This window comes from Aeromonas sp. s8, from assembly GCF_040907785.1.
In the GTDB taxonomy this organism is placed as follows: Bacteria; Pseudomonadota; Gammaproteobacteria; order Enterobacterales; family Aeromonadaceae; genus Aeromonas; species Aeromonas veronii.
Genome location: NZ_JBFOCL010000019.1, coordinates 96173 through 108642 on the forward strand (window position 1 = coordinate 96173; position 12470 = coordinate 108642).

Sequence of the window (12470 nt, forward strand, 5' to 3'; positions counted from 1 at the left end):
GAGGGATCCAGCCAACAGAATCAGATAGATATCAGTGTAGGCAATCTATCTTGCCAAGTCCGGTGCCAATTAGCCAATTCACTGCGCGGCATCGGGCGGGCAGAGAAAAATCCCTGACAAAGGTCGCAACCGAGTTGGGCCAGCACTCGCCAGGTCGCCTCATCTTCTACCCCTTCCGCCACCGACTTCAGCCCCAGCTTGCGGGCTAACTCGATACTGGACTCGATGATAGCCAAACGTGACGGATCGGCATGGCAGCGATCGACAAAGGAGCGATCCAGCTTGAGTTCGGTGAACGGCAACAGTGCCAGCTGCCGCATCGAGGAGTAGCCGGTACCAAAATCATCGATGGAGAGGCCAAAACCGTGCATCCTCAGCCGGGTCAGCACCTCCAGAGACTTGCCCAGATCCTGCACGAATGCGCTCTCGGTCACCTCCAGAGTGATAAGTTCCGGATTGATACTCCAGCGCTTGCACTGATCAATCAATAAGTTGCAAAGATCCCCTTCAATGAGTGAGGTGGTGGAGAGGTTCATCGACAGATTGAGTGACAACCCGGTTTCCTCCCATAAATGACCATCACTCAGAGATTTGCTGATGATCACCTCGGTCAACGGATCGATAAGCCCGCTGCTCTCCGCCAGTGAAATAAAACGCCCGGGGGGGATCAGGCCAAACTCGGGGTGTTGCCAGCGGGCCAACGCCTCCATCCCGACCCATTCGCCGGATGCAAAACTCACCTTGGGCTGATACCAGGGCAGCAGTTGATCTTGCTCGATCGCTCGACGCAACTCATCGAGCCCTATTCTGTGCCCCTCTTCCTCCCTGACGGGTTCCTGCCGGGGTGACCAAGCCTGGATAAGCCGCTGGAGCTGCTGCGGCGTTGAGGGTTTATCTATGCGACCGAGCACCTGCAAGCCATAAGCGGCACTCATACGCAATACGGCTTCCACCACATCCCCCTCAAGCGCACTGGAGAGGATAATGCCGCCCTGAAAACCACCTAGCGACAGGCGGCTCAACAGCGCCATGCCATCCATTCCGGGCATTCGCAGATCACAAAACAGGATATCGACGTTGTGTTGCTGGCTAAGCGCCAACGCCTCGACACCATCAACCGCTTCCAGCAGATTCTGGTAACCCAGGCTGCGGATCTGGTGCAGCAGCGCCTTGCGCTGAAATCCATGGTCTTCCACGACCATGATGACCAACTCATGTTGTGCTTTTATCATCGAGCCATAATCCAATGTCGTGGGCAATCGCCGTCATCAACCTCTGCACAGTGCTGACCAGATCGTCGAGCTCGTCGAGCCGCTTCAATCGCGCTGCCGATTCCAGTATGGCGGCCTGGCTGGCAAGCTCCTCCAACCCGACCATTCGGGCAGCCCCCTTGATCCGGTGGGCGGTCTCTACCAAAGCGCTGGCATCATGACAAATCAGCGCAGCCATCATGGCCTCGCCATCCTGCCGGTTGGAATCGAGATACTCCACCGCCATGGCTCGCGCGGTCAGCTCGTCACCAAACAACGCCAACCAGCGTTCAGCCTGCATGCCAGTCACCCCACCAACGGGCGCAACCGCGCTTCTGGTTGGCGTCTTCTCTGCCAGCCAATGGGCCAGCATCTGGCGCAAGATATCCAGCGGGTAGGGCTTCAGTAGCATGTCACTCATGCCTGCCTCTACCATACGAGCACTCGCCTCTTCCGACGTATCTGCCGTTACCCCTATGATGGGGGCCGTCACTCCCGCAGCCCGCAACGCCTTGGTCAGAGCATAACCATCCATCACCGGCATATGGCAATCAGTCAACAGCAGAGAGAATTGCTGTCCCTGCCAGGCCCGCAGAGCCTTCTCGCCATCTTCCACAACCTGAGCCTCGATACCAAGAATGGCCAACTGCCGTGCCAGCAAGGCACGATTGACCGGATGATCATCGGCCACCAGTACTTTGCCACCCAGCATCTTTGCAAGCGCTGGGAGGTGCGGTGTGACCCGCTCTTGTAGCAATTCGTGGCAGCTCTCCAGCAGAAGATCCGGATAGAGAGGAGATAGACCCAGGCGCCACCATTTCTGTTCACCAATCCGACCCCGTAACGCCTCATCAGGTGACGCTATAATCCCCTTCAGCGCAGAGTGTTGCAGCCAGCTTTGCCATTCCCCCCCCAGCGCTTGCTCAAGCCACCGTTGATCGGCCAACAGCAACCCGTCCAGTGAGCGACTGAGCTCACTGGCCCCCAAGTACCTGAGCTTGGCCCCCTGCCGCACCATGGCCGCTTCGAGGTTGGTGTCATCGCTGAAAAACCACCATTCTGTGTCAGCCAGAGCTGGGGGCTCCCACTGCGGATTGGTAAGCGGTACGGTAAAGCGGAAGCAGGAGCCCTCTCCTGCCTTGCTGGTCAGTGTCAGTGCCCCCCCCATTTTGCATACCAGCTGCTCACAGATTGCCAACCCCAGTCCGGTGCCACCAAAACGACGGTTGATATCTGACTCCACCTGCTCAAAAGGCGTGAACAGCAGCGCCTGCTTTTCTTCGGCGATCCCGATACCGGTGTCACTGACACTGATGGTCAGTTGCTCGTTCAGGTAGCTGACCCGAATCGTAATCCCCCCTTGTTCGGTAAACTTCACCGCATTGTTGAGCAGGTTGGAGATGACCTGACCGATACGCACCCCATCGATGTCGGCCCAATCCGGCACATGATGCTCCCACTCCAGCACCACGTGGAGCCCCTTGTTATGAGCCAGTGTCGCGTGGCCACGAATAGCATCGCAGATCACCGTTTGCAACCGGCTGCTCTGGTAATTCAACTGCAACTGACCTGCTTCTATCTTTGAGAAATCGAGGATGTCATTGACCAGATAGAGCAGGTTATTGGTCGAGGTGACCACATTGCGCACCATAAAACGCTGGTCGTCGTTGAGCTCGCTCATTTGCAGCAATTCGAGCATGCCATGCATGCCTGAGATGGGTGTTCGTAGTTCATGGCTCATGGTTGCCAAAAAGCGGCTGCGAGCCTGCATCGCCTGCTCGGCATAGGCGCGAGCTTCGCGCAGCTCATATTCCTGTTGCTTGAGGGCAGTGATGTCCTGAATCACCCCGTTAAGGATCAGTGCCTGCTGCTCCTGTCTGACAAAGTTGCCACGCACTTGCAGATAGCGATCTCCATCAGGCCGCTCCACCCTGACCTCCAGATCGAGGGGGGCCAGGGTCTCGGCATGGTTGGCCACCTTGCTGACAAACTCCTGCAGGGCCTGTTCGGTAAAGCCAAATACCTCACCACCCGATTCAGCGTTAAATAAATCCTGGTGAGATACCCCCAGAATCTCGTTGGCCCCCTGAGAGGCATAAAGAAAGCGCCCCTTGCCCGGCCCTTGCCACAAATACTGATAGACCACCCCAGGCATGCTGTCGGTAATCTGGGTAAGGCGATTTTCAGCCTGACGGGCGCGCTCCTCCGCCTCCTTGATCCGGCTGACATCGGTCAGTACTGTCAACACCCCCAGCATATTGCCATCGGGATCGCGATAAGGGCGTTTGGCATAGATAACATGGCAGGGCGTACCATCAGCTCGCAGGTTGCTCCCTGCCCCCTCCAAATCCTGTCCTGTCTGCCACACTAAACGCTCTTCTTCCAACACACTGTTTCTGAGTGTCTCTGGCATGTTTTGCAGCTCCTCACTGCAACTGCCAGCACCGAGAAAAGCATCGCGATAGGCCTGATTGCACAAGGTGATCCGCTGCTCGCTATCACGTAGCGCCACCATGGTTGGCAGTGAGTTGAGCAAGGTCTGCACAAACAGCAACTGTTCGTTCAGCTTGTCCTCTGCGATTTTCCGCTGCGCAATCTGGCGACGCAAACTGCGAGCCCAAAGCATCACCAGCAAACCGCTGACGAGCAAGGCGCCCCCCCCTATGGCCAACCATTTGTAAATCAGGGTGTAATCAGACTCGATGTTGACCGATACATTGAGCCAGCGTCGTTCCAGCAGTTGCCACTCCTCATCCGTGATGGTCAGCAGCAATTTGTCCATGATTCGGAGCAACTCGGGCTGAGCATTGTCGACGGCCATACTGATAGGTACGGAAAATTCGGGGGAACTCAGCACCACCTGATACTTCTCATTGAAACCCTTCATTGCCTGCTGTCCCAGATTGGTCATGGTCAACAGCACATATTCAGCTCGCCCAGTATCAAGCAAGGTCAGTAAATCGGCATCTTTGCCTACTTCGATAATATTGGCGCCCAGCGCGTGAATGAGAGAGGCTTCGTAAGAGCCCGTCACACCACCAATCAGACGCCCTTTCAGCTCGACCAGCGACTTCAGCGGGCGAGCACCGTGTCTGGCTACGACATAGCTGTCGAACTTCAGATAGGAGGAGGTAAAAGAGGCAAAGGACTGACGATCCTTGAGCGGTGTCATCAAGGGAATAAGGTCCACTTTGTGCTGTTTCAGCAGTTTAAGTGACTCCTGCCAGGTATTTGTCGACGCCAGCTCAAAGCGGATCCCGGAGCGCAGACTCAATAACTTCATCAGGTCTGCCGTATAGCCATGCAATTCACCTTCGTCATCGATTTCACTGATGCCGGCAAATCCGGGGGCAACGGCGAACTTGATGACCTTGTTTCTCTGCTTCAGCCAACTAGCCTCATCTGGTTCCAGCAACAGACCAGCGTTGGCGCGTTCATCTTTCTGATGCAACCGTAATCGTGAGTCTGCAACGGGTATCTGTTGATATGCCTGCCAAAGCTTCTCACTCAGTTCTGGCTGGCGGGAGCTGGTCGCCATCGTCAGCGTGCTGCCAGAAAGCCACCCAGGAGCGACAACCCCCATTGACGCTGGCATTCTCTCCATCTTGAGGGAAACAATGGGTTCCAAATCAAGATATGCATCGACAGCGCCCAGCTTGACCATATAGGTCGCCTCAGTACGGCTCTCCAGCTCAGTTACATCAGAGATCCCCAAACGAGCCAATTCATTACAACTGCCAAAACCACGAATACAGACCCAGCGTAACTTGCGCGCCTGCTCCAGGGTCAATCGCTGATCCGGGGTATGCATTAAAATGGAGCGAGCATAAGAACCGATACTGCCAATAGGGTTTATCCCCTTCAATTCAAGAGCATTACGTTCGACCCCGATTAATGCATCGATCTGGCCGCCTTGGAGAGCAATCTGGGCATCCACGTAGGAGTTGTAGGGGATATAACGCAATGACACGCCCATTTCGGCTGCAATGCGCGAGGCCAGCTCCTTGAGCGGACCGGCATAACGCTGGTTGGGGAGTTGATAGATGAAAGGGAGATAGCCGCCACGGGGAACCCCAACCAGCAGCTCCTTTTGTGCAGAAATCTCGTTACTTGTGCTCTCATCTTGCGGTTGGGGAGCCGCAACAGCCAACATGCCTGAAAACAACAGCAAAATGGGAAGAAAAAGCTGACGAAGGAGTAGCATAAGGTCTTGTCCTGATGAGTAAAACAGATAGGGCTGCCACCTCTAATCTTGCAGATCCTGACGACGCAAGGCGAGAAAACAATCACAGCTGTTACAAAGAGGGCGGAGAGGATAATACTGAGTCACCAACATGTGAACCTGGAATCAACCATAAGATGGAAAAATGGCAGGCATGCAGCCTGCCATTTCACTAGCGAGGGGGATCTTATTCTCCCCCTCGCGATCAGGTTATTCGATTCCCGAGGCGGAAGCCGGTTTGATACTCCCGCTCGCGAACGAGGGCGATTTGACCCTGATATCCTTCCAGCCCGATATCCCTGAGCAGGGCGGGTGACAGATTGACCTGCACGAGACGATGCTCGACCCGGGCAATCCTTCTCTGGACCAGGGATTCAACACTGCGCAGTAAAACCAGTTCGATAGACATGACATTCTCCAGTTGAACATGCGGTTCTCCCGGAGAAAGTGGATATCACCCTGCGGGACGAACCGCGGGTGATAAAAAGACAGGGGTTACCTGTTTACGCCACGCGGTAAAAGAGCACGAGATTTCACGCCGCACGCAGTGCCGCGAGAGAATGCAATATTGAGCATCAGATGTTGCATTTTCGTCTCCTTACCGGGTAAAAGTTGAACAGGTTGCAGAAGTCTAAAAAATATCCGAATTTAAAACAAGCCTCTTGCGACTCCTTTTTAAACGTTTTTACGGCATTTTATGCTGCCCGACAGGGAGCCTGGGGCATCAGATCCCCGAGAGTAGCCGGTACTCCTCCAGCACGTAGGTATCCGTCATGCCGCTGACATAATCGAGCAGCAGCCGCACCCGGTAATACCACTCCTGCTCGTTCTGGCAGGCAAAGCGCGGATCCGGAGTGGCGATCGCCAATCGATAGGCCTTGAGATGGCGGGCCGAGAGGCGGTGATAGAGGCGGCGCGCAAAGAAAAGCGTCTGACTCCCCTCCCCGGCCAGCAGACGGGCAAACTGTGGCGCTGGCAGCGACAACAGGCAGGCATAACTGGTCAGCACCCCGCGCAGCGCCGCATACCCCTCCAGCTCAAGCGCTTCCACCTCGGGGCGCATAAAGACCAGCTCGCGGGCCACCCGTTTGAGGATATCGAGCACCCGCGCCGCCGGCGCCTGACCGTGCAGCAGCGCTTGCGGATAGGATCCCTGCAAAATGGCCTGATGTTCGCTGACATAGCTCTGCGCCGCCAGCGCAACCAGATCCCGGGTAAGTTGCTGGCGAAAATGGGGGAAAAAGCCCCGACCAGAAGCCAGCGCCTCATCCAGCAAGGTGCCCATGTAATCACTCTGGTCAGCAGCTCGCAGCGCCGCCAGCAGTTCACCCTGAGTCAGGATCCGCCGATCTACCGCATCTTCCAGATCGGCGATGCAGTAGGAGATGTCATCGGCCGCCTCCATGATGTAAACCAGCGGATGACGGCAGCCAGGGGCCAATCCCAGGCTCTGACCGAGGGCGCGGTAGAGCGGCTGCTCGCTAAAGAAGATGCCCCGCTTGCTGCTCCAGCCATGATGCTGGCCATAACTCACCCCGGGTTGCGGCTGCTGCGGGTATTTGCAGAGCGCCGCCAGTTGTCCGAGTGTCAGGTTGAGCTCGTGCAAGCTGTGCACCAGCCGCAGACTCTGGGCGTTGCCATCAAACAGTTGCAGATCCTGACGCAATTCAGCCCACTGGGCCGAAGGTGGCTGCGCCAGCGCCTGCTGATAGAGGGGATCGAGCATCTCGCCGAGCCAGTGGCTCATCACCTGCTCGCCAAAGTGGCCAAACGGCGGGTTGCCCACGTCATGAAGCAGGCAGGACATCTCCACCAGATTGATAAAAGCCCCTTCACAGACCATCCCAGCAGGCAAGGCGGCCAGAATGCGGCGGCTGATCTGGCGACCGGTCTCCTGCACCTCCAGCGAGTGGGTGAGGCGACTACGCACCGAGGCCTTCACATCGAGCGGAAAGACCTGGGTCTTCTGCTGCAACCGGCGTACCGGCGCGGCCTGCACGATACGGGCGCGATCCTGCTCGGTCGCCTCCAGCAGCTCCTCATCCCCCCAGGAGTGGATGCGCGCGGGGGTAATCAAACGGCTATACATCTTGCAGCTCCTTGCCAGCAACTTCCATCAGACTCAAGACAACCTCCAGCCTCAAGACAGCAACCAGCGCCGCAGACGGGCGATGTCGCCCGGATATTCCTGGCGCAGCGTCTCAATCCAGTCTTCCACGTTTTCCCACCAGGCGGGATGATCCGGGCTCTGGATCAGCTGGGCCGTCTGCTGCAATCGGCGCAGGCCAATGGAGCCTGCCGCCCCTTTTATCTTGTGTGCCTCTTCCACCACCCCGGCCTGATCCTTGGCAATCATGTTGGAGTCGAGCACAGCCATGTAGTCCGGCATCATTTTCTCGAACAGATCGACGCTGGAGAGCAGCACCGGCTTGCCCACGGTATCGGCGTAATCGGTGAGGAAGGGGATATCCAGCAGGACATCCTGATTGCCCGCATCCGCCTGCTCGTCCGCTTCATCCTCGGCCAGATCGGCAAACAGGTGACCAATCACCTCCCGCACCGCTTTGGAGCCAAGCGGCTTGTTAATGACATCCTGCATGCCGTGATCCCGGTAGTACTGGCGATCGCCGGTAGAGTTGGCGGTGAGTGCCACCATGGGTGGCAGGCTGTCGCCATAACGCTCCAGCAGGGTTTTCGCCACATCAAAGCCGGTCATATCCGGCAGCTGGATATCGAGCAAAATGAGGTCGAAATCATCCGGGTTGGCCATCGCCAACGCCTGGGTACCGTCCCGTGCCACCTGCACCTGATGACCCAACTTGCCCAGCAGGGCGCAGGCCACCGTCACGTTAAGCTCCACATCCTCCACCAGCAGGATATCGAGGGAGGGCATCTCCTCCTCCTGCTCTGGAAACACAGGCTCGGCGCAAGCCACTTCCAGCTCGGCGGTAAAGCAGGAACCTTCGCCCGGATCGCTGTCCACATAGAGCTGGCCGCCCATCGCCTGCACCAGCTGACGGGAGACCGCGAGGCCAATGCCGGTGCCGGTGGCGTGCTTCTTGCCCTGCACCTGATAGTACATGGCGAAGATCTTCTCCTGCTGAGCGCGCGGGATACCGATACCGGTATCCTCCACCTCGAAGTGCAGGGCCAGCTTGCCCTGCTCGTCGGCGGGATGGGAGAGACAACGCACGGTGACGCCCCCCTCATCGGTAAACTTGACCGCGTTGCCCACCAGATTCCACAGCACCTGACGCAGGCGGGTACCGTCAGCCATCACAAATTGCGGCATGTCACCATCGCGATCGAAATGGAGATAGAGCCCCTTCTGCTCCGCCTGAATGCGCGACAGGGTCTCCAGCTCGTCGAGGAAGGCGGGCAGGTCGATACGGGTCGGCGCAATTTCTAGGCGACGGCGATCCAGTTTGTCCAAGTCGATGATGTCGTTGAAGATATTGCCAAGGGTCACCGCACTCAGGTGAATGGTCTTGAGCTGCTGGTGCTGCTTGGGATCGAGGGGGGTATCCATCAGCATCCGGCTTAAGCCCACGATGCCGTTGAGCGGGGTGCGCAACTCGTGGCTGATGGTGGAGATAAAGGTGGTCTTGTCGCGACTCGCCTTCTCCAGCTTGTCCTGATACTGCTTGCGCTCGGTGATATCGCGGCCAAAACCGAGCAGGCCGAGTCGCTTGCCGAAGCGGTCGAAGAAGGGCACCTTGCGCAGCTCGAAGTAAGCTTTGCGGCCATCGGGATACTCCAGCCACTGCTCGTAGGTGAGCGGCTCGTTGCTGGCAAAGACCTGCTTGTCGGTCTCCACCACCTTGTTGGCGATCTCCTGCTTGTAGACATCGAACGGGGTCAGACCGATCAGCTCGGCCTCTACCTTGCCGGTCAGCTCTTCCATGGCGCGGTTGCAGCCGGAAAACTGCTCATCCTCGTTGCGGTAGTAGACCAGATCCGGGGAGCAGTCGATAAAGGAGCGCAGCAGCGCGGTGCGCTCCCCCAGATGGAGCTGGGCTTTCTCTCGCTGGAACACCTCGTTCTCGAGATCCTCGATGGCCTGCAGACGCAGGCTCTCGGCCCGGTTGGTCTCGGCAATCTGGGCGTTGAGGCGGCTGATGTTCTCCTGCAGCTGGGTATTGAGCTCCAGATCCCGCTCGCGCATATCTTGCAGCTTGCGCACCATCCGGCTCAGTCGCTGACGGGAATCCTCCAGCTGATCCACCACGATGGAGAGAAAATAGACCGCCCAGGGGGTCACCAGCAGGCCAAAAAAGACCGAGCGAACGAAGTCGATCACATCGATATTGCCGCGCAGGAACAGGGTCACCCCCATCTGGATGGCGACCGCCAGCACGATAATGCCCGCCGCCAGGAACATGCTGAAGCGCACCAGTCCCAGCTTGGTCATCAGATCGACATAATATTGCGCCCAGGATTTAATCTGTTTCATCTTATTGTTTTCCCCCGATATTCGCGGTACAGAATACCAGCACAACCGAGTGAACTCTTCTTAATCTCGCACAATTAATTAACGATTCGCCGAATGAAATGAGTGGGTTAGGATAATTGGCAATATTGAGTCAGTTGCCATTAAGGTTTTTTCTTTATACTCACCGGCCGAAAAAATTCACCACCATTTAATTTAGGAGTTATCCGATGCGCAATACCACCTTGCTGGGCCTGGGCCTGCTGGTCGCAAATAGTGCTTATGCTGATTTGGGTGAAATTCCCAAGGAGTCTGGCTGGTCCGGTTTCCTGCTTGGCGGGGTCAGTGTCATCAATTACGAATCGAATTTTTATAGTGGTGATGATGAAAACCGCCGCCTGAGCGGACTGGGCAGTGCCGAGAGCAGCTCCGCCGTTGCCCCGCTGCTCAACGCCGATATCCGCTACACCTTTGCCGATACCCGCACCCAGGTCTTCCTCGGTAACCTGATCCAGGATGCCATCCGTTTCGACTTCACCCAGCAGCTCGGTATCCGTCAGGAGATGAGCGACAAGGGCATCGTAGCTGGCTCCGTGGTCTTTAATGCCATGCCGACCGAGCAGTGGAGCGATCCCTTCGCCGTAGGCGTTGATCGCCAGTCGACCGATATCAAGTCAAAAGGGGTGCGCTTCGCCTGGGACAGCATCTGGGGTAGCAACTTCAATGGCAGCCTGACCACCCGCAACATCGAGGTGGATGAGGAGCGCAGCGGCCAGCAATACGATAAGGATAACCAGACAAACTATGCAGCCAAGCTGGATCGCAACGGCAAGATCCACGCCCTCGACCTCTCCTACAAATGGCAGCTGGCACCCGGTCAGATGCTGGAGCCAGCCTTTATCTACCGTCAAGCCGACCTGGACGGTAGCGCCCAGAGCTACAAGAGCAACGGCCTGCAGTTGACCTACGGCATGCGCGCTTCCCAGTGGTCTTTCGTCAGCAACGCCTATCTGGGCCAGACCAAATATGATGAGGCCAACCCCATCTTTGGCCAAAACGCCGACTCCGACGAGTTTGCCCTGACCGGTACCTTCTTCTGGCACCGCCTGTTCGGTATTGCGCCGCTCTCGGCAACCTTTACCGCTGGCTATGCCAAGTCCGATTCCGACATCAACTTCTACGATTCTGAATCCGTGATGTTCAACACCGGCCTGCTCTACAACTTCTAACGACTGTTGTGCGCACCGATACAACAAGGCCACCCGAAGGTGGCCTTGTTGCTATCCGGCGTTTGACTCAAATACCCAGAGAGTCGAGTAGATCGTCGTGATCGTTGGCGACCGGGGTCGCAGCCTGAGCCGGCTTGGCGGCATCCTGCTTGGCCTGGGCGATCAGCGCATCGGGATCCAGCTCTTCATGCTCCATCCCCTCATTGTGGATGCGGATGAACTCGGTTTTGTCCATCGCCAGCTCCAGATAGAAGATGTTGTTGCGGGCGGTGAAGAAGGTGACGCGGCGGGACTCCGGGCTGTCGAGATTGGTATCGACGCTCAGCATCACCTGCTTGTTGAGGGCCAGCATCTTCGGCTGGTTCTGGGTAATGTGGGTCTGCAGATCCCGGCCCACCTTGACGGTGAAGCTGCCGACGATCTGGTTCATCAGCTCGCCCATCACGTTGCTCACCTCATCAGAGGTGTGGGAGATGGCGAGATCCTCTTTGGAGAGCCCCATGCTCAGCATGTAGCTCTCGTACAGCTCCATGGCGGCGGCGGCGGAGAAGTTGATCACCACCAGACCGGAAAAACCGCCATCGAACAGCACGAAGCAGCCGATATCCGGCTTGAGGCAGGTCTTGCTGATCCGCTGCACCATGCCGGAAAACCGCACCTGACTCATGGTCGCGGCACTCAAAACGTCCGTCACCGAGTTGCACAGGCTGAGCAGCACATCCTCTGTGGTCAATACGGCATCGTCATCGGATCTTGTCACTATCATGGGACCTTCCTGAACATCGAAAATGGGCTTATCTATACCATAACTCTAACAGATGGCGCGGCCCGGAGGCTGAAATAGCGACACGCATCTCAGTTGACTCCGTTATCAGCAGCCACAGGGGTGAAACCGCTCAGCTTGGCGAGCCGGGCACGCCATATATCGGCCTGCTGTGCCAAAACTTGTGGCTCATAAGGCACGACCGGATGAGCGCCCCAGATGGGGCCGGGCCAAGCACGATCCGTCTCAAAGCGGGCGACATGGTGAAGGTGGAGTTGCGGCACCAAATTACCCAGCGCCCCAATGTTGATCTTGTCCGGGCTGAGGGCCTGTTCCATCAGGGCGGCGACGGCGCAGGACTCCTGCATCAGCTGTTGCTGCTGCTCCGGCGCCAGATGGTGAATTTCCCGCAGGTTGGCTACTCGCGGTACCAGGATAAGCCAAGGATACTGGCTGTCTTTGGCCAGCAAGACACGGCAGAGGGGCAGATCCCCGAGCCACCGGGTATCTGCCTGCAGGCGTGAATGCAATTCAAACATGAAAACCTCGTTGAGTACGATGAACAGAGCGCCTGAAA

The 12470-nt window shown here is 57.1% G+C and carries 8 protein-coding genes; 1 reads left to right on the forward strand and 7 read right to left on the reverse strand.

The features are described 5' to 3' along the window. Positions 1-20: 20 nt before the first annotated feature. The 5 genes from AB5Y86_RS07055 to arcB all read right to left on the reverse strand — a co-directional run bounded on the left by AB5Y86_RS07055 (position 21) and on the right by arcB (position 9925). Positions 21-1232 (reverse strand): EAL domain-containing protein, encoded by a 1212-nt coding sequence (locus AB5Y86_RS07055; RefSeq protein WP_199415547.1) that lies wholly within the window; start codon positions 1230-1232, stop codon positions 21-23. Next, on the reverse strand, positions 1213-5454 hold the full coding sequence (locus AB5Y86_RS07060; RefSeq protein WP_368192470.1) for a transporter substrate-binding domain-containing protein: 4242 nt from the start codon (positions 5452-5454) through the stop codon (positions 1213-1215). The genes AB5Y86_RS07055 and AB5Y86_RS07060 overlap by 20 nt, the downstream gene beginning before the upstream one ends. A gap of 223 nt (positions 5455-5677) precedes the next feature. Further along, the gene (locus AB5Y86_RS07065; RefSeq protein WP_136502003.1) at positions 5678-5881 is read right to left on the reverse strand and encodes a hypothetical protein; all 204 of its coding nucleotides are present in this window, start codon (positions 5879-5881) and stop codon (positions 5678-5680) included. A 315-nt stretch (positions 5882-6196) separates the two neighbouring features. Next, positions 6197-7561, reverse strand: a complete 1365-nt coding sequence (gene dgt, locus AB5Y86_RS07070; protein ID WP_368192471.1) for a dGTPase — start codon at positions 7559-7561, stop codon at positions 6197-6199. A gap of 51 nt (positions 7562-7612) precedes the next feature. Then, positions 7613-9925, reverse strand: coding sequence for an aerobic respiration two-component sensor histidine kinase ArcB (arcB, locus tag AB5Y86_RS07075; RefSeq protein WP_368192472.1), 2313 nt, complete (start codon positions 9923-9925; stop codon positions 7613-7615). 206 nt (positions 9926-10131) lie between these two features. Between arcB and AB5Y86_RS07080 the strand changes: the two genes are divergently transcribed. Then, positions 10132-11130 (forward strand): DUF2860 family protein, encoded by a 999-nt coding sequence (locus tag AB5Y86_RS07080; protein ID WP_058059483.1) that lies wholly within the window; start codon positions 10132-10134, stop codon positions 11128-11130. Positions 11131-11197: 67 nt separating this feature from the next. On the opposite strand, the gene AB5Y86_RS07085 is transcribed toward AB5Y86_RS07080, so the two are convergent. Together AB5Y86_RS07085 and AB5Y86_RS07090 are read right to left on the reverse strand one after the other, a co-directional pair. Beyond that, positions 11198-11896 (reverse strand): DUF3334 family protein, encoded by a 699-nt coding sequence (locus tag AB5Y86_RS07085; RefSeq protein ID WP_350237132.1) that lies wholly within the window; start codon positions 11894-11896, stop codon positions 11198-11200. Between the two features lie 89 nt (positions 11897-11985). Further along, entirely contained in the window at positions 11986-12432 is a 447-nt protein-coding gene (locus AB5Y86_RS07090) for an HIT domain-containing protein (RefSeq protein WP_368192473.1), read from the reverse strand. Positions 12433-12470: the final 38 nt, after the last annotated feature.

What these genes read in the sequence shown, in the direction of transcription:
- AB5Y86_RS07055 (WP_199415547.1), bottom strand. Translation starts at nt 1,232, where the DNA reads ATGATAAAAGCACAACATGAGTTGGTCATCATGGTCGTGGAAGACCAT.
- AB5Y86_RS07060 (WP_368192470.1), bottom strand. Translation starts at nt 5,454, where the DNA reads ATGCTACTCCTTCGTCAGCTTTTTCTTCCCATTTTGCTGTTGTTTTCA.
- AB5Y86_RS07065 (WP_136502003.1), bottom strand. Translation starts at nt 5,881, where the DNA reads ATGTCTATCGAACTGGTTTTACTGCGCAGTGTTGAATCCCTGGTCCAG.
- dgt (WP_368192471.1), bottom strand. Translation starts at nt 7,561, where the DNA reads ATGTATAGCCGTTTGATTACCCCCGCGCGCATCCACTCCTGGGGGGAT.
- arcB (WP_368192472.1), bottom strand. Translation starts at nt 9,925, where the DNA reads ATGAAACAGATTAAATCCTGGGCGCAATATTATGTCGATCTGATGACC.
- AB5Y86_RS07080 (WP_058059483.1), top strand. Translation starts at nt 10,132, where the DNA reads ATGCGCAATACCACCTTGCTGGGCCTGGGCCTGCTGGTCGCAAATAGT.
- AB5Y86_RS07085 (WP_350237132.1), bottom strand. Translation starts at nt 11,896, where the DNA reads ATGATAGTGACAAGATCCGATGACGATGCCGTATTGACCACAGAGGAT.
- AB5Y86_RS07090 (WP_368192473.1), bottom strand. Translation starts at nt 12,432, where the DNA reads ATGTTTGAATTGCATTCACGCCTGCAGGCAGATACCCGGTGGCTCGGG.